The sequence below is a fragment of the Streptomyces sp. NRRL F-5123 genome, assembly GCF_000721495.1.
Lineage (GTDB): Bacteria > Actinomycetota > Actinomycetes > Streptomycetales > Streptomycetaceae > Actinacidiphila.
Window position 1 is genome coordinate 81,682 of record NZ_JOHY01000008.1, and the last position, 20,316, is coordinate 101,997.

At 75.5% G+C, this 20,316-nt stretch carries 17 protein-coding genes; 5 read left to right on the forward strand and 12 right to left on the reverse strand.

Going from position 1 to position 20,316, the window contains the following annotated elements:
* Window positions 1-78: 78 nt before the first annotated feature.
* The gene (locus IH54_RS0109955) at window positions 79-981 is read right to left on the reverse strand and encodes a LysR family transcriptional regulator (RefSeq protein WP_031514982.1); all 903 of its coding nucleotides are present in this window, start codon (window positions 979-981) and stop codon (window positions 79-81) included.
* 188 nt (window positions 982-1,169) lie between these two features.
* Here IH54_RS0109955 and IH54_RS0109960 point away from each other — a divergent pair, with 188 nt between their 5' ends.
* Window positions 1,170-1,463, forward strand: a complete 294-nt coding sequence (locus IH54_RS0109960) for a DUF1330 domain-containing protein (RefSeq protein WP_031514984.1) — start codon at window positions 1,170-1,172, stop codon at window positions 1,461-1,463.
* Window positions 1,464-1,510: 47 nt separating this feature from the next.
* Here the strand turns inward: IH54_RS0109960 and IH54_RS0109965 are convergent, their stop codons facing one another.
* Window positions 1,511-2,302, reverse strand: a complete 792-nt coding sequence (locus IH54_RS0109965; protein ID WP_031514986.1) for a class I SAM-dependent methyltransferase — start codon at window positions 2,300-2,302, stop codon at window positions 1,511-1,513.
* Window positions 2,303-2,587: 285 nt separating this feature from the next.
* Between IH54_RS0109965 and IH54_RS47620 the strand changes: the two genes are divergently transcribed.
* Complete coding sequence (locus tag IH54_RS47620) at window positions 2,588-2,713, forward strand: hypothetical protein (RefSeq protein ID WP_267965175.1); 126 nt, start codon at window positions 2,588-2,590, stop codon at window positions 2,711-2,713.
* Window positions 2,714-2,731: 18 nt separating this feature from the next.
* Here IH54_RS47620 and IH54_RS0109975 read toward each other — a convergent pair whose 3' ends face one another.
* From IH54_RS0109975 to IH54_RS44395, 5 genes are all read right to left on the reverse strand, one after another.
* Window positions 2,732-3,307 carry a hypothetical protein gene (locus tag IH54_RS0109975; protein ID WP_159011768.1) on the reverse strand — a complete coding sequence of 192 codons (576 nt, stop codon included), beginning with the start codon at window positions 3,305-3,307 and terminating at the stop codon, window positions 2,732-2,734.
* A 120-nt stretch (window positions 3,308-3,427) separates the two neighbouring features.
* Window positions 3,428-4,087, reverse strand: a complete 660-nt coding sequence (locus IH54_RS0109980) for an HD domain-containing protein (RefSeq protein WP_234343438.1) — start codon at window positions 4,085-4,087, stop codon at window positions 3,428-3,430.
* 141 nt (window positions 4,088-4,228) lie between these two features.
* Window positions 4,229-5,209, reverse strand: a complete 981-nt coding sequence (locus tag IH54_RS0109985; RefSeq protein ID WP_031514992.1) for a GlxA family transcriptional regulator — start codon at window positions 5,207-5,209, stop codon at window positions 4,229-4,231.
* A gap of 67 nt (window positions 5,210-5,276) precedes the next feature.
* Window positions 5,277-6,443 carry an MFS transporter gene (locus IH54_RS0109990; protein WP_052397266.1) on the reverse strand — a complete coding sequence of 389 codons (1,167 nt, stop codon included), beginning with the start codon at window positions 6,441-6,443 and terminating at the stop codon, window positions 5,277-5,279.
* 283 nt (window positions 6,444-6,726) lie between these two features.
* On the reverse strand, window positions 6,727-7,167 hold the full coding sequence (locus tag IH54_RS44395; RefSeq protein WP_031514997.1) for a hypothetical protein: 441 nt from the start codon (window positions 7,165-7,167) through the stop codon (window positions 6,727-6,729).
* Between the two features lie 470 nt (window positions 7,168-7,637).
* Here IH54_RS44395 and IH54_RS47625 point away from each other — a divergent pair, with 470 nt between their 5' ends.
* Window positions 7,638-10,382 carry an ATP-binding protein gene (locus tag IH54_RS47625; RefSeq protein ID WP_052397267.1) on the forward strand — a complete coding sequence of 915 codons (2,745 nt, stop codon included), beginning with the start codon at window positions 7,638-7,640 and terminating at the stop codon, window positions 10,380-10,382.
* Window positions 10,383-10,640: 258 nt separating this feature from the next.
* On the opposite strand, the gene IH54_RS0110005 is transcribed toward IH54_RS47625, so the two are convergent.
* From IH54_RS0110005 to IH54_RS0110020, 4 genes are all read right to left on the reverse strand, one after another.
* Entirely contained in the window at window positions 10,641-11,651 is a 1,011-nt protein-coding gene (locus IH54_RS0110005; RefSeq protein ID WP_031515001.1) for a DUF3533 domain-containing protein, read from the reverse strand.
* 358 nt (window positions 11,652-12,009) lie between these two features.
* Window positions 12,010-12,570 carry a nitroreductase family protein gene (locus tag IH54_RS0110010; protein ID WP_031515004.1) on the reverse strand — a complete coding sequence of 187 codons (561 nt, stop codon included), beginning with the start codon at window positions 12,568-12,570 and terminating at the stop codon, window positions 12,010-12,012.
* 220 nt (window positions 12,571-12,790) lie between these two features.
* Entirely contained in the window at window positions 12,791-13,057 is a 267-nt protein-coding gene (locus IH54_RS0110015) for a metal-sensitive transcriptional regulator (RefSeq protein WP_031515006.1), read from the reverse strand.
* A gap of 134 nt (window positions 13,058-13,191) precedes the next feature.
* Window positions 13,192-13,716 carry a DUF6328 family protein gene (locus IH54_RS0110020; protein ID WP_031515008.1) on the reverse strand — a complete coding sequence of 175 codons (525 nt, stop codon included), beginning with the start codon at window positions 13,714-13,716 and terminating at the stop codon, window positions 13,192-13,194.
* Window positions 13,717-14,172: 456 nt separating this feature from the next.
* Here IH54_RS0110020 and IH54_RS0110025 point away from each other — a divergent pair, with 456 nt between their 5' ends.
* Window positions 14,173-17,181: a glycoside hydrolase family 35 protein gene (locus IH54_RS0110025; protein ID WP_031515010.1), complete on the forward strand. Its 3,009-nt coding sequence runs from the start codon at window positions 14,173-14,175 to the stop codon at window positions 17,179-17,181.
* 67 nt (window positions 17,182-17,248) lie between these two features.
* Here IH54_RS0110025 and fahA read toward each other — a convergent pair whose 3' ends face one another.
* A complete protein-coding gene (fahA, locus tag IH54_RS0110030) occupies window positions 17,249-18,484 on the reverse strand; it encodes a fumarylacetoacetase (RefSeq protein ID WP_052397268.1) in 1,236 nt (411 codons plus the stop codon).
* 340 nt (window positions 18,485-18,824) lie between these two features.
* Here fahA and IH54_RS0110035 point away from each other — a divergent pair, with 340 nt between their 5' ends.
* Complete coding sequence (locus IH54_RS0110035) at window positions 18,825-20,234, forward strand: SDR family NAD(P)-dependent oxidoreductase (RefSeq protein WP_043180458.1); 1,410 nt, start codon at window positions 18,825-18,827, stop codon at window positions 20,232-20,234.
* Window positions 20,235-20,316 lie beyond the last annotated feature (82 nt).

Below are 20,316 nucleotides of genomic sequence, written 5' to 3' on the forward strand. Positions count from 1 at the left end.
ATCTGCCGCACTCGACCTACCTCGTACGCACCCGTCGAGCGCGGCGTCGCCGCCTGAAGTCCCGGCGGATCCTGCGCGTCAGTCCGGCAGCCAGTGCAGCTCGTGCGCCAGGGCTTCGGCGACGGCGCGGACGCGGCGGTGCAGCGGCGACTGCTCGCGTGGGAGGACCAGGTGGATCGTCAGGCTGGGCGCGCCCCGCAGCGGTCGCCAGGTGAGACCGGCCGGTTGTGTCGTGGCCGCGGCCTCTCCGGCCGGGGCCAGGGTGACCCCGTCGCGCAGGTCGCGCTGAGACATGTCGAAGGAGACTGCGGGCGTGTGGAATCGGGGTGGTGGCCGGGTGTCCCGGAACACCGCGGACAGCTGATCGTGGATCACGGGGTTGGCCGCACGGTCCGGGAGTCGCAGCGGATACGCGGCCGCGTCGGGGATCTCGATCTCCGGGTGCTCGGCCAGCGGGTGGTGCTGCGCCAGCAGGACCCCGACGCGTACACGCCGCAGCAGGAACCGGCGTACGCCACGGCCCGGCTGTTCACCGCGGGTGATCCCGGCATCGATGCGGCCGTCGGCGACCGCGGGGGAGATCTCCGGTGTCGCCATCGGGACCGCGCCGACCTCGAGTCCGCTGCTGCCGCGAACCAGCCTGTCCACCAGGGCCGGTGCCGTCTCCGCCCCGGTGGACAGGCTGTATCCGATGCGCAGCGTGCCCACTTCACCGGCCGCCGCGCTCCGGGCGGTGTCCCAGGCCCGGTCCAGCGCCGCCAGCGCGGGCGGCGCGGACTCCGCCAAAGCCGCACCGGCCGCGGTCAATACGACGCTGCGCGTGTTGCGGACCAGCAGGGCCGTACCGAGTTCCGCCTCCAACCGGCGCATCCGGGCGCTGAGTGCGGGCTGTGCGACACCGATCCGTGCGGCCGCGCGGGTGAAGTTCAACTCCTGTGCCAGCACCAGGAAGTAGCGCAGGCTCACCGTGTCCGGCGCCACGTGCCCTCCCCTGCCGATTGATAACGATCCGTTCTGAGCCTATCCCGTACCGGTCTTTCCCTCGGCCGCACGACAAGGCCTAGCCTGCGCGTACGACGATTCCACCGAACGCAGTACCCGTCGCGGAATCGATCGCTCCCGGTGTCAATTCGACGTCGGACGTGTCCGGCCCGACAACGGAGGTTTCCATGGCCAAGGGCTACTGGGTCAGTGTCTACCCCGCCATTTCCGACCCCGAGGCTCTCACCGCCTACGACGAGCTGGCCCGTCCGGCTGTCCAGGCCGGGGGCGGGCGCCTCCTGACGCGTGGCAGCCGCGTCGTCGCCCATGAGGCCGGAATCACCCAACGTGTCGTCCTGATCGAGTTCGACAGCTTTGAACAGGCCGTCGCGGCATACGAGAGCGAGGCCTACCAGAAGGCGCTGGTGGCCCTCCCCGACGGCGTCGAGCGCGACTTCCGCATCGCCGAAGGCATCGACTGACCGACGGGGACGCCGCTGGAGCCGCGAGGGGATCCGTCGCGGCCGGGTCAGCCCGGCTTGACCGCCAGCGTCGCAAAATAGTGAGACATGTACGGGGCGGATGCATTGGATTGGTGCGGCGCCTCCGTGAAGCCGGTGAGGGCGAACCCCGCGGCGAGTTGGCCGCCGATCTGGTCGGTGAGGGAGTGGCTGTATTCGAGAGGCGCATCGGCGCCGAACTTCGCGGCGCGTTCCTCGGCGGAGTAGTGCGTGACATCGCTGTAGGGCAGTTTGTGCACGACGACCAGTTCGCCGCGCTCGTCGAGCGCCTCGTGGTCGAACAGGTACACATCAGGGTTGAGGAATCCCGAGAGCAGAATTCCGCCCGGTCGCAGGACGCGGAAGCACTCACGCCACACCGCTGCCAGGTCCGGTACGAATACGTTGGAGACCGGATGGAACACGACGTCGAACGCTGCGTCACCGAAGGCGCTGAGGTCGCGCATGTCGCCCAGGACGGTGCGCAGTTCGAGTCCGTCGCGCGCCGCCACCATCCGGTCCTGGCCGAGCTGGCGGGGTGAGTTGTCGAACACGGTGACCCGCGCCCCCGCGGCGGCGAGGATCGGACCCTGCTGGCCGCCGCCGGAGGCCAGGCACAGCACGTCCCTGCCGGTCAGGTCCGCCGGCAGCCAGGAGCGGTCGACCGGCTCACGCCCGATGAGGACGATCGACCAGTCGCCCGTGCGGGCACGCCCGACATCCTCGGCGCTCACCGGCGTCGACCACTCGTTGCCCTCCTGGACGTACTTGTCCCAGGCTTCGCGGTTGTGGGCGGCCGGGTCGACAACAACGTCCCGCACGTTCAACTCCCTGCTACGGCCGAGCGGACATCCGCGGTACCGGCAGTTCGGTGCCGCAGGCCGACACGATTGCACATCGGGCCCTTCTGCAACCGCCGGACGGCACCCGGCGCAGCACTCCTGGCCCGGAGGACCAGCGGGTGCGGACGACGCGCGCGGGACGGTCCGCCTGGCGTTCGGGTCCGCGAGGACGTCCCGGAGCGCGGCCCGGAGCCCGTCCTGGGCCCTCCGGCCGCCGGGGGTGCCGGTGGCGGAGCGGTAGCCTGCGGGCGGACGAGGAGGAGCATGGGACGGGACGGCAGATCGGTGCTCGGGCAGTTCGCGGTGGCCGCGGTGGCCGCCGCTCTGCTGTGGTTCGGCGCCACGTGGCTGGCGCCCCACGTGATCCGCGGGCTCATGGGCGGCTGGTGAGCGGCGGCCGGGGAACGTCTACAGGACGTCCCAGAGGGGAGAGCTGAGGAGACCCTCGGCATCGGAGAGCACGACGAAGCACAGGAGTGCCCACTCGCCCCGGTCGAGCCCGTCCGTCTCCCAGGCGTCGCCACGGGAGCGGAGGACGAGGCGGTCCTCACCGCCGACACGGCGGGTCAAGTGCCGGTGGAATCCGTGCACCGTGAAGGAGAGGGTCCGGCCGTCGTCCAGCTCGAAGTGGAGGCCGCGGCGGCTCGCCAGGAGCGACCTGCCTGCGGCCCGCACCGTGAACGGGACGCCGTCCAGCGTGCCGTTGAGGCCGTGACGCAGGCTCTTGCGCAGGCCCAGGGACGGAGCGGCGTCGTCCACCCGCAGCAGGACCTCCTCGCCGAGGACCACCTGCCAGTTCTCCCACGCCTCGGCCACGGCGACGAAGGTCACCCGCCTGCCGGGCTCCCGGAAGAGCGTGTATTCGCCGTACGCCGTCGGGACACGGGCGAACGGAGCCCGGGCGTTCACCGGGGCGTTCCATGCGGACCGCGGTGCGCGCCAGGACGGTTCGAGACGGGACGGCTCGATACGGGTTTCGGACATGGCGAGGACCCCCCTTCGCACGGCCGATTCTAGGCGCCGGCGGCCGGGCGGCGTGGGCGATCGGGCGATCGGGCACCTGTGTGCGGCAGCCGTGCCCACACCGCCGGGGGCGGGTCAGGGTCACTCCGGCCACGGGTTGTCACGGATGAGCTGGACGAAGTCCTTGCGGTGGAAGGCGGGGTCGAAGTGGGCCAGGACGTCGTCGTTCATCGTGCCGAAGGTGGTGTCGGGGCGCGCGGACATGCCGTCGTAGAAGGCCTTCAGGATGCGGTTCTTGAAGTCGGGGCGGGGGTGGGCGGCGACGACCTCGGTACGCTGCTGGTCGGTGATCTCCGCCAGGCCGAGGCCGAGGACGTCGGTCTCGACGCCGAGGGTCACGACGGCGACCTCGGGGGAGAGGCGGAGGGGGACCTCCGGGGTGGTGTGCAGGGCGATGGCCAGCCAGACGTCGCGGGCCTCGCGCTCGGAGCGGCCGTGGTCGAGGAGGAAGGCGCGGGCGGCCTCGGCGCCGTCGAGCTCGAAGCGGCGGTCCCTGGTGGCGTACGAGGGGGTCAGGCCGAGGTCGTGGAAGAGGCCGCCCACGTAGGCCAGCTCGGGGTCGACCTCCAGGCCGCGCGCGGCTGCCTTGAGCGAGCCCCAGAAGTAGACGCGCCGCGAGTGGTGGAAGAGCGTCTCGTCGGCGGCCTCCCGGACGAGGGCGGTGGCCTCGCGGACCAGCCGGGTGTCGGGGACGGCGATCCCCGCGACGGTCTCGGCGTTCACAGGGTTCCCAGTGTTCACGGCGTTCTCCGAATTCTCCGGTACGGGTGCCCCCGCGGGGTGCGCGGCGGGCTGGTTCCCAGCATTCCCGCAGGTCGCCGTGCGGGGCACCGCCCGAACCGCCGTGCACCCCACAGATCCGGACCTCGGCCGTACGCGTCGTCAGCGCGTGTCGCCCGTGCCGCCGCCCCGTGCCGTGCCGAACCGGGACCGGTAGCCGCTCGGCGGGACGCCCAGACGGGCCACGAAGACCCGGCGCATCGTCTCCGCGCTCCCGAACCCCGCCGCCCGCGCCGCCTCCGCGACCCCGCGGCCCGCGTCGAGCTGCGCCTTCGCGTGGTCGAGGCGGACCTCCTCGACGAACCGCGCCGGGGTCGTGTCCAGCTCGGCGGCGAACAGCCGCGCCAGATGGCGCGGGCTGACCCCGGCGCGGGCGGCCAGCGAGGCCGCGGTGTGCTCCAGGCCGGGCTGCGCCGCGACGAGGTCGACGACCGAGCGCAGCGCGGGCGTGCGCGCCGGACGCACCTCCAGCGGCGCCGAGAACTGGGACTGGCCCCCGGGGCGCTGCATGAACACCACGAGGCTGCGCGCGACACTCCGCGCCAGGTCGGCGCCGTGGTCCTGCTCCACCAGTGCCAGGGCCAGGTCGACACCGGCCGACACCCCCGCCGAGGTGACGACGCTGCCGTCCTCGACGAACAGGGCGTCGGGGCACACCTCGACCTCGGGGTACGCGCGGGCGAGCAGTTTCGCGTGCCGCCAGTGGGTGGTGGCGCGCCGCCCGTCCAGGACGCCGGCGCCCGCGAGGGCGAACGAGCCGGTGCAGATGGACACCAGCCGCCGGGCGCGGGGGTGCAGCACGCGGATCGCCTCGGTCAGCCCGGCGGGCACGGGCCGGGTGACCAGCGCGTCGCCCCCCGCCACGACGACCGTGTCCGCCTCCGCCACCTCCGCGGCCGCCCCGTCGACGGGCAGCCGCAGGCCGACGGACGTGGTGACCGCCGCCCCGGACGGCGACACGTAGCCGAGCGTGTAGCCGGCGCCGAACAGGTTGGCCTCCGCGAAGACCTCGGCGGGGCCCGCCACGTCGAGCATCTTGACGCCGTCGAAGACGACGAACACGACGTGCCTCCCGCGTCCCACGATCCCGCTCGTCCTCTCCCGCGCCGCCCCGCCGCGCCGCCCGCGGCACCCGGCAAGCCTTCCACCCTCAGCGTCTCCCGGCCGCCACCGCGGCGCCGGTGTCCGCGGGGGCGTCCTCCGGTACGGGACGCGGGTCGGGCAGCCGGGTCAGCAGCGTGACGGCCAGGAGTACGGGGAGCAGCGCGGCCAGCGTGCGGGTCAGGCCGCCCAGTTCGGCGGCCCAGCCCACGGCCGCGGGGCCGAGCAGGACGCCCGCGTAGGTGAAGGTGGTGAAGCGGGAGACCGCGGTCGCCGCGCTCACCCCGCCCGTCCGGCCGACCGCGCTGAAGGCCAGCGGCAGCAGCACCGACATCCCGGCGCCCATCACGGCGAACCCGGCGACGGCGGGCACCGCCCCGGCGGCCGACACGGCGGCGCCGAGTCCCGCGACGGCGACCAGCCCGCCCGCGCGGAAGACCCGCGGGGCGCCGTAGCGGGTGGCCAGCCGGTCGCCGACCACACGGACGGCGGTCTGGCCGCCGGCGTACGCGGTGACGGCGGTCGCGGCCAGGCCGACCGGGACGCCGCGGGCGTCGTGCAGGAAGATCGGCCCCCACCCGAGCGCGGCGCCCTCGCAGACCATCAGGGCCGTGCCGGTCAGGCCGAGCGCGACGAACGCCGCGCTCCAGCGGCCCGCGTCCCGCCGGGCCGGGGCCCCCGCGCCGCTCCCGCGGTCGGCCGCGGCGGGCAGCAGCAGCCGGCCCAGGACGAGCCCGGCGGCGGCCAGCACCGCGGCCGCGCCCACGAAGTGCGCGGTGAGGGTCACCCCGGCCCGGGACAGCCCCGCTGTCACCAGCGAGGCCACGACCGCGCTGATGCTCCACGCGGCGTGGCAGCCGCTCAGGATCCGCCGGCCGGCGCGCTTCTCGACGGCGACGGCGTGCGCGTTCATGGCGGCGTCCGTCGTGCCGTGCACGGCGCCGAGCGCGGTGTTCGCGGCGGCGAGCGCGCCGAAGCCGCCGGCCAGGCCGACCAGGGCCAGCAGCAGCGGCATGACGACGAGCGACACGCGCAGCACCGGCCGGCTGCCCACCCGGGCCACCAGCGGCCCGACGAACTGCATGGCCACGATCGCCGCCCCGGCGAACAGCAGCCCCAGCAGCCCCACCTGGCCGTCGCTCAGGTGGTGCGCGCTCTTCAGCGAGGGCTGCCGCGCGATCGACGTCGACAGGGTGAGCCCGTTGAGGAGGAACACCGCCGTCGCCGGCCACCTCCCGCTCCCGACCGCCCCTGCCCCCTGCTCGCGCCCCGTCATCCCGCGACCTCCGTCCGACTCCGCCGACGGCCCCGAAACCCGGGACCGTACCCACGACGAACGGGACGGCCGCACATCGACACCTCCCGGCGACCGGCCGCCGGGCTGTTCCGGGACCGGGCGGCGGGGGGGGAGACCTGCCGGCGGCGGGCGCCGGCGGCTCGCGCGAGAGCGGCGGCCCGCTCCCCTTCCCCCGGGAGCGGGCCGCCGCCTTTCCGGGTGGTCAGCTGTACGTCAGGCCGCTGACGGAGCAGTAGCGGACGAACGGGCCCGGGTACACGTACTCGTCCAGGCAGTAGCCGTTCGCGCTGATGGTCGAGGTGCCCGCGGTGATGGCGTAGCTGTAGCCCTCCCACATCGGCGTCTTCGGGTCCGTCTCGCAGAAGCTGGTGTTGATCGCGAGGGCGGTGGCGCTCGCCGGGATCTGCACGGTGAAGTACTTGACGCCGCCGGACGCGTAGCTCGAACCGTCGGGGTAGTACCAGCCGGAGCCGTTGTTGACGCTCAGCCCGTACGGCAGGCCGTAGGAGCAGCTCAGGGCGAGGTTCAGGGTGCGCATGGTCTCGGCCGAGGCGGACTGCGGCGCCGCGGCCGCGAGCAGCAGGGCGGCGGCGGTCGCCGACCCGAGCGCCACGAGCCGGGAGGCGGTGCTTCGTGTGTTCATGGGTACGTCCCTGTCCTTCCGGGCGCCGGGGCGCCCTGGCGAGTGGGGGTGCGGACGTGCGGGAGGCCGGCCGCGGGCTGCTGTCGCGGCGACAGGCCGCGGCCCGGCGCCGCGGACGGCGGCTCGCCCGCGGACGTGCTGCCCATCGTGGCCGCGCGGCGGGGCGGCGGCCGCGGGTTCCGAGCACGGGCGAAGAGCGGCGGAGACCGGCGAACAGCGGCGGAATCCGCCGCGGTCGGCGGAGCGGCGAGACGGCGGGGACGGCGGGGACGCGGGGTCGGCGAGGCCGCCGGGGCGCAGGGCCTGCGAGGCCGCCGGGAGCCGCGGGATCCCTGGGGGGACGGGTGTCCCGCGGGACCTGTGAAGGCCGGCGTACGGGCCCCGGCTCCCCCGCCCCGGCGGTAAGCTGCCGCCCGCCCACGGTGTTCGGGCTCGTGCCCCGCGGAGAACGGGACGGGAGAGGACGTGGAGTGAGGCAGCCCCTGCCGGACCCGGCCGGTCCGGTGGCCGAGGCCGCAGCGGCCGTGCGGACGCCGGACGAACTCGCCCTGCTGTTACGGGACCTGCGCCGCCGGCACGCCCGCGGCCGCCAGGACAGCCCACTGACCTACCGCGAACTGGCCGCGCGGACCGGGTGGTCGCAGACGGCGATCGCCGAATACTTCACCGCCCGCACGCTGCCGCCGACCGACCGGCTCGACGGGCTGCTCGACCTGCTGGGCGCCACACCGGCCGAGCAGCGCGCGCTGGCCACCGCCCGGGACCGCGTCGAGGAGGCCGCCCGCCGGACGAGGGGCCGCGGCGGCGCCCCGCCCGCCCCGGGCGGGCCGGACCCGGTGCCGCGCCAACTGCCGGCCCCGCCGGAGCTGTTCACCGGGCGGGCACACGAGCTGGCGCTCCTGGACGAAGCCGCGGGTACGCACCCGGGCGGCGGCAGCGGCGCGGACGGCGGCGGGACGGGTGGCATCTGCGCGATCGGCGGTATGGGCGGTATCGGCAAGACATGGCTCGCGCTGCACTGGGCCCACGCCCGGCGCGACCGCTTCCCGGACGGCGAACTGCACGCCGACTTACGCGGGTTCGACCCCACCGGCCGGCCCGTGGACCCGGCGGCAGCGGTGCGTGCCTTCCTCGCGGCCCTCGGCGTGCCGCCGGCGTCCGTCCCGGCCGGGGCGGAGGCGCAGGCCGCGCTCTACCGCGGCCTCACCGCGGACCGGCGGATGCTCGTCCTGCTGGACAACGCGCTCGACACCGCGCAGGTCGCCCCGCTGCTGCCCGGCGGCAGCGGCTGCACCGTGCTGATCACCAGCCGGCGGCGGCTGACCGGGCTGGTCGCCGCGTACGGCGCGCGGCCGGTGGCCCTCGGCGAGCTGCCCGCGGACGACGCGCGCGAGGTGCTCGCCGGCCGCCTGGGCCGCGCCCGGCTGCACGCCGAGCCCCGCGCGGCCGACGACCTCGTCGCCTGCTGCGCGGGCCTGCCCCTCGCGCTCGGCATCGCCGCCGCCTGCGCCGCCACCCACCCCGACCTGCCGCTCGCGGCCCTGGCCGGTGAACTGCGCGACGACGCACGCCGGCTGGACGCCCTCGACGGCGGCGAACCGCGGGCCGACCTGCGGGCCGTACTGTCCTGGTCCGGCCGGGCCCTGTCGCGGGAGGCCGCCCGCGGCTTCGGGCTGCTGGGCGCCGCCCCCGGCCCCGACGTCACCGCCGACGCGGCCGCCCACCTCCTCGACCTGCCGGCCGCGGCGGCCCGTGCGCTGCTGCGCGAACTCGACCACGCCCACCTCGTCCAGCGCCACGCCCCCGAGCGCTACCGCATGCACGACCTGCTCCGGCTGCACGCCACAGAACAGGCCCGCACGCACGGCACCCCGGCCGAACAGCGCGCGGCGATCCGCCGCCTGATCGACTTCCGCACCGAGGCCGCCTGCGCGGCCGCCCGATTACTCGCCCCCCACCAGCCCCCACTTCCCCTGCCGCCACCGGAAGCCGCCGCACCGCCCGTACGGCCGCCCGACACCGCCGAGTCCGGCGGCGTCATGTCCGGCGAGTCCGTCCCCGGCGGGTACGCGCCCGGCGGCGGCGCCCCCGGCCGGTTCGCCCCCGGCCGACCCGTTGCCGGTGAGTCCGCGTCCGGCGGCGTCATGTCCGGCGAGTCCGTCCCCGGCCGGTACGCGCCCGGGGGCGTCATGTCCGGCGAGTCCGTCCCCGGCCGGTACGCGCCCGGCGGAACCGCCCCCGGCGCCCGCGGCACCGGTCCATCCGCCACCGGCGCCTCCCTCCCCACCGCCGCCGAGCCCCGCGACCTCCCGCAGACGCCGCCCGACCGGGCCTCGGCCATGGCCTGGTTCGACGCGGAGCACGCCAACCTGGTGGCCGCGCAGCAGGCGGCGCGCGGGTACGGGTGGGACGGCCAGGTGTGCCGGCTGGCGTGGGCGCTGGACCCCTACCACCGCAGCCGCGGCCGCTACGCGGACCAGGCGGCGGCATGGCAGCTCGCCGTGGACGGGGCGGAAGGGCTGCGCGAGCCCGCCCTCCGCGCCCGCGCCCACCAGATGCTCGGCGACGCGTGCGCCCTGCTCGGGCGGACCGGCGACGCGCTCCGCCACCTGGACCGGGCGCTGGAGCTGACCGGCGGCGCCGGGGACGCCGCCGTCCGTGCCGAGATCCACCACAGCCTGGGCGGGGCCTGGGAGCGGCATGGTGACGACCGGCGGGCGCTGGAGCACGCACTGCGCGCGCTGGCGATCTCCCGCACGCTGGACGACACCTACCGCCAGGCGCGGGCCCTCAACGCCGTCGGGTGGCTCCGCACGCGGCTCGGCGACCACGCCGAGGCCCGCGCCGACTGCCTCGCCGCCCTCGCGCTGCTGCGCAAGCACCCCGCCGACCGCCGCCAGCTCGGCGAGTCCAGCACGCTCGACAGCCTCGGCTGCATCGCGCACCGGCGCGGGGACCACGACCTGGCGGTCGCGTACTACGCCGAGGCACTGGCCATCTGCCGCGCCCAGGGCCACAGCCACCTCGAAGCCGACGTGCTGCGCCACACCGCCGAGTCCCTCCTCGCCCGCCACCGCACGGACGAGGCCCGCGACGCCCTGGTACGGGCCCGCGCACTGCTCACGGCCCAGCACCGGCTGGACGACGCCGAGCACGTCGGACGCGACCTTGCGGGCCTCGCCCGGTCCCCGGGCGGCCGGGGGGAGGGCGGCTGACGGCCCGCGCGGCGGTCGCCGACGCCGGGCGCGCCGGGCGCGTCCTCCGAACGCACCGGACGCCGCCCTGCTGGAAGCCGCGCCGCGCGATGTGCGCCGCGTTGGACGCGGGCGCCGACCCCCCGATCGCCGACGGCGACGGCGTCACGCCGCTCGCGCACGCCGAGCGGTGCGGCTTCCCGCCGAGCGCTGATCCGGGCCGCCGGCTGATCTCCCCGCATGCCCCCCGGCTCCGGCCGGTCCGGGGCCGGGGGCCTGTCACACGGTGGCCCGGGCGACGAGGGCCCGGCGGGCGCGCAGGCCGCGGACGGCGGACGAGGCGACCGCGACCAGGGAGCCGCCGACCGCCCAGGCGACCAGCACCCAGATCGCCGCGGCGATGCGGTGGCCGTCGAAGTAGACGGTGTTGCGTACCGCGGTCGTGCCCGCGCCGGGCGGCAGGGCCTGGCCGATCGCGCGCCAGAACGGCGGCAGCAGGGACGCCGGGTAGACGCCGCCGGAGCTGGGGTTGCCGAGGACGGTGAAGATCAGGATGGTCAGGCCGAGTCCGACCGTGCCGGCCAGCGACTGCAGGGCGACACCGGCCGCCGCCGACGCGTAGACGACGAGGGTCCCGATGCCGGCGAGCTCCCAGAACGCGCCCGGCAGGCAGTTCAGCACCGGGCCCACGATGACCGCGCCCCCGATGCCGGACACGAACGCGTACGGCAGCATCACCAGCAGCCGCACCAGGACGCGGCGCAGGGTGGGCCGCCGGGAGCCCGCGGCCATGCTGAGCGCGGAGGACGCGAGGTAGCCTCCGATCGTCCAGCTCAGCACGAGGTAGAACGACGACAGTCCGCGGAAGTCGCCGGCCGCGGGCGGGCGGATGTCGCGCACGACGACGTCGCGGTGCTGGGCGGTGTTCACGGTCCGCACGACCTTGGTGGCCGCGTCGCTCGCGGAGGAGCCCGCGGCCGAGGCGACCAGGAGGGTGTCCGCCGCCGCGCGCGGGTCGAGGAGGAAGGCCGCGTCCGTACGCCGCTCCAGCAGTCGCTGCCGGGCCTGCGCCTCGCCGGTGACGGCGGTCGCGTGCACCGGCTCGCCGGGCAGCGCGTTCAGCCGCGCGACCGCCGCCTGCCGGACGGACGGCGGCGCGGCCACCACGACCGGCACCCGGTGCGGCTTCGGCGCGTGGAAGGCCCCCATGTAGGAGAGCGCGAAGCCGAGCTGGAGCAGCAGCACCCCGAAGACGACGAACGCGGACCGCGGCGTGACCGCGTCCCGCAGTTCCCGCACGACCCCGCCCAGCCCGCCGAGCCCCTCGGCCCCCGGGAACCCGCCGGGCTCGCCGGGACTGCCCGAGCCCGGCCCATCCGGGCTGCGTCCGCCGGAGCCGGAGCCGGAGCCGGACCCGTTGCCGTTGCCGTTGCCGGAGCGGCCCGCCCCGCCCGGATCCTGGGGCCCGTCCGGGCCCGGGCCGGGCCGGTCCGCTTCGTGCGCCACCTCCGCCGCCCTTCCCGCGTACCGTCGCCTCCCGGGCCCACGGCCGGGGTCGTCATATCGTCGGTCCGGTACGGGGCCGGTTCGCGCGGGCGCGCCCGGGCCGGGGCCCGGCCCAGCCGTTCGGCCCAAGCGGGCCCCGGGGCTACTGCGGCAGCGCCCAGGGCGCCGAGCGGAGGTCGGCGACGCTACGGCGGGCGCGCGCGGCGGCGGGCGGCTCGGCCGGTCTGCCGACCGCGATCATGGTGACGACCTCCCACCCGGGGCCGGGCTGCAGCTCCGCGGTCAGCTTCTCCAGGTCGAACGCGCGGAACTGGTGCGCCGCCAGGCCCATCGCGTGCGCCTGCAGCGTCAGATGCGCGACGGACTGCCCCAGGTCGTAGTCCGCGAACTCGGAGTAGAGCAGCCTGCTGCCGTCGACGTAGCGGTGCGCGAGCGTGACGACGAGCAGCCCGGCGTCCACCGCCCAGCGGGCGGAGCTGCGCGCGAGATGCGGCAGGATCCTGGCGTGGTCCGGCTCGCCGGGGCGCGCGGCGACGTACGCCCACGGCTGCGAGTTGCCCGCGGAGGGCGCCCACCGGGCGGCCTCCAGCAGGAGCGCGACGGCGTCGTCGTCCAGCGCGCCCGACGGGTCGAACTTCGACGGGCTGAAGCGGCCGGCGAGCAGCGGGTGGAGGCCGTCGAGCGGCGGGCGGTCACGGTTCACGCCGCGTGCAACTCGCTGCCGCGGGGGTGTATTCCACTACTCGGCGGCCCGAGCCCGTGCGGCCTCCCGGGGCGCGGCGGCGGGCCCCCGCCGGGGCGAGCCGGCACTCGACGGCGAATCCCATGAGGGGGTCCAGGCCGTCCGGCTCGCGGCGCTGTCCCCGAACGGGCCGAGCGGGGCGGAGGGGGCTGCCGCGGCCGGGTACCGGGTCAGACAAGGGTCAGGCAAGGGTCAGGAAGAGCTTCTCCAGCTCGGCCTCGGACATGGGCGGCTGGTTCTCGTCCGCCGCGGTCATGCACTGCCGCATGCCGCTCGCGATGATCTTGAAGCCCGCCCGGTCCAGCGCGCGGGAGACGGCGGCGAGCTGGGTGACCACGTCCTTGCAGTCCCGGCCCGCCTCTATCATCGCGATGACACCGGAGAGCTGCCCCTGGGCCCGCCGCAAACGGTTGAGGACCGACTGCACCGCGTCCTCGTCGACCGCCATCCCCATGGCCGCCACTCCTCTCGTCCGGCAACCGTCCAGCGGTCCAGTGTACCCCCGGGGGTATGAAAACCCGGGGGCCGCGGAAAGAAGCGGACGGGGACCGGCTCCCCGGGCCGCGGCCGGCCGGGGCGCGCTCAGCCCCGCCGGGCCGCCGCCGCGGACCGGGCGCGCCGCACCGCCCACAGCGGCACCGCCAGCCAGCACACTGTGAACCACACCACCAGCCCGCCGGCCAGCCACCCGGCGACCGCGTCCGGCACCACCAGGCGCAGGACGAGCAGCAGCGAGCAGGTCATCGTGCACAGCAGCAGGAAGAGGCCGAGCACGGTCAGCCGCGAGGCCCAGACCACCGTCTCCGGTTTGAGGTGGTGGCCGGTCAGCAGCCGGTGCATCGCCGCCGGGCCCACCAGCACCCCGGTCGTGGCCGCGCCCAGTACGACCGAGGTCGCGTACAGGTGCCGCTCGGTGCCGGACAGCTCGGCGAAGCGCTGCTGGAAGGCGACGGTGAGCAGGAAGCCGAAGAGGATCTGCACGCCGGTCTGGGCGACCCGCAACTCCTGGAGCAGGTCCGACCAGCGGCGGTCCGCCCGTTCCTCGACGGTCTCGTCGCGACCGGGGGCCGCGGTGTCCGCCGGGTCCCCGGGTGGGTGTTCCGTCATCGCGCGTGCTCCTTTCCGTGCAGGGGCGGCGGGTGCGGTACCCGCCTGATGAATCTGCCCCGTTCCGCCCGGCCCACCGGCTTCGCCGCGCCGTGGCTGATCGAAAGTGTCGAATCACGACCCACCCACGCTGCCGACGTGATTGAACGCGTTTGAACGCGGTGTTTGTTTGCCGGTGTCCCCGGGGGTGGGCAGGGCATATGGCACCCGCTCCGACCTGCGACGCAATGCGATTCGGCGGTGTCGTCCGGCTCTCGCTCGCCCACTCGACGCCTGAGTGCTCATGGGGGATTGTGTGCGAAAGTCTTGCGCGCAGACCCGGCTGAAGTTACGTTTCCGCGGCACGCACCCCGTAGCGCCCACCCGCGCCCACCCGCGCCCACCCGGGCCCGCACGTCCCCCGTCTCCGCCTCGCACCGCCCGCACCGCCGCACTGTCGCCGAAGGGAATCCCCCTGTGGAACTGTCCCGCCGCACCTTCACCGCTCTGACCGGCAGCACGGCCGCCGCTCTCGCGCTGCCGGTCGCCGCCGCCCACGCCGCCGCCGCGGACGCCCCGGCCGCCGCACCCGCCGGGGTCCTGCCCCGCCCCGACGCCGACGGCCGGGCCCACAGCGTCGGCTTCGACCGCTACTCGCTGCTCGTCGACGGGCAGCGCGTCCCGCTGTGGTCCGGCGAGGTGCACCCCTTCCGGCTGCCCAGCCCCTCCCTCTGGCTCGACGTCCTCCACAAGATGGCCGCGAACGGCTACAACGCCGTCAGCATCTACGCCGCCTGGAACTTCCACTCGCCCGCGCCCGGCTCGTACGACTTCACCGGCATCCGCGACCTGGACCGCTTCCTGGACATGGCCGCGGAAGCGGGCCTGTACGTCATCGCTCGCCCCGGCCCGTACATCAACGCCGAGGTGGACGCCGGCGGCTACCCGGCCTGGCTGGCGACGACGCCCGGCCGCGCCCGCACCAGCGACCCGACCTACCTCGCGCACGCGGACGAGTGGCTCACCGCCGTCGACGCCGTGATCGGCCGGCACCTGTACACCAAGGGCCAGGGCACGGTCGTGCTCTACCAGCTGGAGAACGAGTACGCCTCCTACGTCACCAGCGCCGCCGGCCGGGACTACATGGCCCACCTCTACGCCAAGGTGCGCGCCGACGGCATCGACGTCCCGCTCTTCCACAACGACAAGGGCCGCAACGGCTACTGGGTCCCCGGCAGCTTCGACACCGGCGGCGAGCAGGGCCGCTACCTCTACGCCTTCGACGGCTACCCCTCGCCCAGCGGGTTGGCCCCGGACTGGGGCTACTTCGGCACCGGCGGCGCCAAGGGCGGCGCGACCGCCAGCCCCGACACCCCCGGCTTCATGGCCGAGTTCGGCGGCGGCTGGTTCGACCCGTGGGGCGGCGCGGAATTCGGCGGGCTCGGCTACGCGGAATCCCGCAGGACCCGCGACGCGGCCTTCGAACGCCGCTTCTACCTCACCAACCTCGCCAACGGCATCAAGGTCCACAACGTCTACATGACCTTCGGCGGCACCTCCTGGGGCTGGATCCCCGCCCCCGTCGTCTACACCTCCTACGACTACGGCGCCGCCATCGACGAGGCCCGCAACCAGACCTCCAAGCTGCTGCCGATGCGGCAGATCGGCTCGATGCTCGCCGCCTTCCCCGACCTCGGGCAGCTGGACCGCGCGGACGACGTGAGCGCGGCGGCCGTCACCGGCGGAGCCGTCCGCGTCTACCACGTGGCGAACCCGGACCGCGGCTCCCACCTGTACTTCCTGCGCAACGACAGCAGCGCCGACGCCACCTGCACGCTGCCCGTGACGACGGCCGCCGGGGAGCTGACCGTGCCCGCCGCGCCCGGCGGGCTGCGGGTCACCGGTAAGGACATGAAGGTCGTCGCCGCCAACCTCTCCCTCGGCCGCCGCGCCCTGCTCTACACCACCGCCCAGCCCATGTGGCGCGCCGCCGGCCGGGCCCAGGACCTCGCGCTGCTCACCGGCCGCCCCGGCGACCCCGTCGAGACCGTCCTGCTGTGCCGCACCCGGCCCACCGTCACCGTCACCGACGGCACCGCCGAGACCTCCTACGACGCCGACGCTGGCACCCTGCGGATCAACGCCGTCCTCGACGGGCTCACCCGCGTCCGCGTCGAGGACGGCGGCAGCGACACCCCGCTGCTGCTGCTCCTGGCCGACGACACCGCCGCCGCCACCCTGTGGCCGAGCACCACGACGGCCGGCCCGCTGCTCGTCCGCGGCCCCGCCCTGGTGCGCGCCGCCCGCGTCCACGGCGTCAACCTCGACCTGACCGGTGACACCGACGCCCCCGCCCCGCTGGAGGTGTGGGCCCCGGACGGCATCAAGCACGTCAACTGGAACGGCAAGCGCGCCGACACCCGTTCCACCCGCGACGGCAGCCTCGCCGCCACCGACCGGCTTCCCGGCCCGCAGCCGGTCCGGCTGCCCGCGCTCACCGGCTGGCGGTACGCCGCGGAGAACCCGGAGTCCGAGCCCGGCTTCGACGACCGCCGCTGGCGCACCTGCGACCTCACCACCTCGCACAGCTCCACCGCGCTGCCCGCGGGCCAGCCCGCCGTGCTCTTCGCCGACGACTACGGCTGCTACTACGGCGACGTCTGGTACCGCGCCCAGGTCGGCGACGCGGCCGACGCCGAGACACTGTCGCTGACCTACCAGGGCGGCACCCTCGGCCTGCTGATGGCCTGGTGGGACGGCCGCCCGCTCGGCACCCACCGGCTGCCCACCCCGGCCAAGGCCCAGGACACCGTCGCGAGCTGGACCGGCACCGCCGCCTTCGCCGTGCCCGAGGACCTGCGCGGACCGGGCCCGCACACCGTCGCCGTACTGGTGCGCCCGATGGCCCACGCCGAGGACGGCGGCGCCAACGACGCCTTCAAGGCCGCCCGCGGCCTGCTCGCCGCGACCCTCGACGGCGCCCCTCTGACCTGGCGCATCCAGGGCGCGGCAGAACTCGACACGGTACGCGGCGTGCTCAACACCGGTGGCCTGTACGGCGAGCGCTCCGGCTGGCACCTGCCCGGCTTCCCCGACGGGGACTGGACGCGGGTCTCGCTGCCGCACGACGGGACCCGGCAGGGCGTCAGCTGGTACCGCACCGACTTCGCCCTCGACGTCGACCCCGGCACGGACGCGTCGATCGGCCTGACCCTGACCGACGACCCGTCCCGCGCCTACCGCGTGCAGATCTTCCTCAACGGCTGGAACCTCGGCCAGTACGCCAACGACGTCGGCCCGCAGCACACCTTCGTGCTGCCGAACGGCGTCCTGCGCACCCGCGGCTCCAACAGCCTGGCCCTCGCCGTCCTCGCCGACGGCACCACCCCCGCGGGCCTGCCGCAGCCCGAGCTGACGCTGCTCGGCGCGGTCGCGGGCGGCGTCCCCGTCGAGGACGTCCCCGCACCCGGCTACTGCGGGCGCTGAACCCCGTGCGGTCCGGCACCCGCCAGAGCTGGTGCCGGACCGCACGGTCCCACCCGGCGCGCGGGCTTCAGCGCGCCGGCTCGATCCGCCCCGCGACCTCGCCGAGGCCCACCGGGACACCGCCGGGGCCCACGGCCGCCGCCGTGATGACGACCTCGTCGCCGTCCTCCAGGAAGGCCCGCCGGGAGCCGTCCGGCAGTTCCACCGGGCGCGCCCCGCCGTGCGTCAGCTCGATCAGCGCGCCGACCTGCTCCGGCCGCGGCCCGCTGACCGTGCCTGACGCGAAGAGGTCGCCGGGGCGCAGGCTCGCGCCGTTCACCGTCAGGTGCGCCAGCATCTGCGCGTACGTCCAGTACATCGACGCGAAGGGCGGCCGGGAGACGGTGTGGCCGTTCAGCCGCAGCTCCATCGCGATGTCCAGGCCGCACGGCGGCAGCACACCCGCGTCGTCCAGGTACGGCAGCAGCGGCGTGTCCCTCGGCGGCGGTGCCGTACGTGCGTGGGCCAGCGCCTCCAGCGGCACCACCCAGGGGGAGACGGAGGTCGCGAAGGACTTCCCGAGGAAGGGGCCCAGCGGCACGTACTCCCACGCCTGGATGTCGCGGGCCGACCAGTCGTTGAGCAGGCACACGCCGAAGACGTGCTCGTCCGCCTCGGCCATCGCGACCCGGCGGCCGCGCGGCGACGCACCGCCCACCACGAAGCCCAGCTCCACCTCCACGTCCAGCCGCAGCGACGGCCCGTACGACGGAGCCGCCTCACCCGCGGCCCTGCGCTGCCCGCACGGGCGCAGCACGGGCGAGCCCGACACCACGACGGTGCCCGCTCGGCCGTGGTAGCCGATCGGCAGGTGCTTCCAGTTCGCGGTGAGGGGGTCGGCGGCGTCCGGGCGGAAGATCCGGCCGACGTTCGCGGCGTGGTGCTCGGAGGCGTAGAAGTCGACGTAGTCGGCGACCTCGAAGGGCAGGTGCGGCAGCGCCTGCGCGAGCGGCACCAGCAGCGGCGCGACCGCGGCCGCGTGCTCCGGCGCCGTCAGCCACTCCGCGACCGCCGCCCGCACCCGCGTCCACACCGGCCGTCCGGCGGCCAGCAGCGGGTTCAGCACCGGCGCCGACAGCAGCGACACGATCTGCCCGGGCGCGCCGGCCGCCCGGGCCGCGGCGCCCGCGTCCAGCACGTGCCCGCCGTAGCGCACCCCGATGCGGGGCGCCGGATCCGCGGCGGTCGAATACACCCCGTAGGGCAGGTTGTGCGGCCCGAACGGATCGTCGAGCGGTACGGACAGCGGGTTCGGGGCGTTCAACGGACCTCCAGCGCGGGGCGGCGGCAACGCCCCGAGGCTACCGCCGGGCCCGCCGCCGGGTTTGGAGCTGCCCGCAGGTCAAACGTAAAGTCGGTCCGATGACCCGGGAGGCGTACCCCGGCGGCACGGGGCCGGCGGGACCGGCGCGGACACGGAGAGCGGCAGCGGCATGACGGCGACCACGCAGGACCTTCACGACCCCGGGCACGAGGAGCCGACCCCGCCCGAGCGGGCCGCGGGATCCCGCGTCCCCGGCGCCGGCGTCCCCGGCGGCGACGCCCCCGGTACGGACGTTTCCGGCAGCTCCGGTACCGGCGTCCCCGGCATCGACCCGGCCCGCATGGAGGTCTGCCTCGCGGTGCTCGCCGAGCTCGACGGGCTGCCCGTCGACCACCCCGACGCGATCGCGGTGCGCCGCGCCACCGCCGGGATCTACCGCACGGTCAAGCAGCGCCGGCGCCAGGAGCGCCGGGCCGCCAAGACCGAGAACGACAAGCGTGTCACCGAGGCCACCGCCACCGGCGCCGCCGACCGCATCGACGACGAGACGCTCGGCATCCAGCTCGCCCCCTCGGTCAGCACCGAGATCGCCGGCATCCTGGAACGCCCCCGGTCCTGCTACGTCTGCAAGACCCGCTACACCGAGGTCGACGCCTTCTACCACCAGCTGTGCCCGCCCTGCGCCGCCGAGAACCGGGCGCGCCGCGACGCGCGCACCGACCTCACCGGCCGCCGCGCCCTGCTCACCGGCGGGCGCGCCAAGATCGGGATGTACATCGCGCTGCGGCTGCTGCGGGACGGCGCGCACACGACCGTCACCACGCGCTTCCCGCGGGACGCCGTCCGCCGCTTCAAGGCGATGCCGGACAGCGACCAGTGGATACACCGGCTCAAGATCGTCGGTATCGACCTGCGCGACCCGGCCCAGGTCGTCGCGCTCGCCGACTCGGTGGCCGCGGAAGGCCCGCTGGACATCCTCGTCAACAACGCCGCCCAGACCGTACGCCGCTCCGCCGCGGCCTACCGCGAGCTCGTGACCGCCGAGTCCGCGCCGCTGCCCGCGGGGGAGCTGCCCGGCACCGAGGTCTTCGGCGCCTTCGGCAGCGGCGCGCGCACCGCAGCCGCCCTGCCCGCCCCGCGCGGCGGCCGCGGGCTCACCGCCGACGACGTCACGGGCCTCGCGCTGGTCAGCGGCTCCGCGTCGCTCGCCCGCATCGAGGCAGGCACCGCGATCGACGCGGGCGGCCTCGTCCCCGATCTCGACCCCACGAACACCTGGGTGCAGACGGTGGGCGAGGTCGACCCGGTGGAGCTGCTGGAAGTCCAGCTCTGCAACGTCACCGCGCCCTTCATCCTCGTGAGCCGCCTGCGCCCGGCGATGGCCGCGGCGGCGGCCCGGCGCAAGTACGTGGTCAACGTCTCCGCGATGGAGGGCCAGTTCTCCCGGGGCTACAAGGGCGCCGGCCACCCGCACACCAACATGGCCAAGGCCGCCCTCAACATGCTCACGCGCACCAGCGCGAAGGAGATGCTGGAGAAGGACGGCATCCTCATGACCGCCGTCGACACCGGCTGGATCACCGACGAGCGGCCGCACCCCGACAAGGTCCGCCTCGCCGCGGAGGGCTTCCACGCCCCCCTGGACCTGGTCGACGGCGCGGCCCGCGTCTACGACCCGATCGTGCGCGGCGAGCTGGGCGAGGACCTCTACGGCTGCTTCCTGAAGGACTACGCCCCCGCCGCCTGGTGACCGGCGCCGCTAGTGCTGTGACCGGGAGGGTTCACCGTCTTGCGTCGCCCGGCACGGCACCTCGCTGCGTTGCCGCATCGAC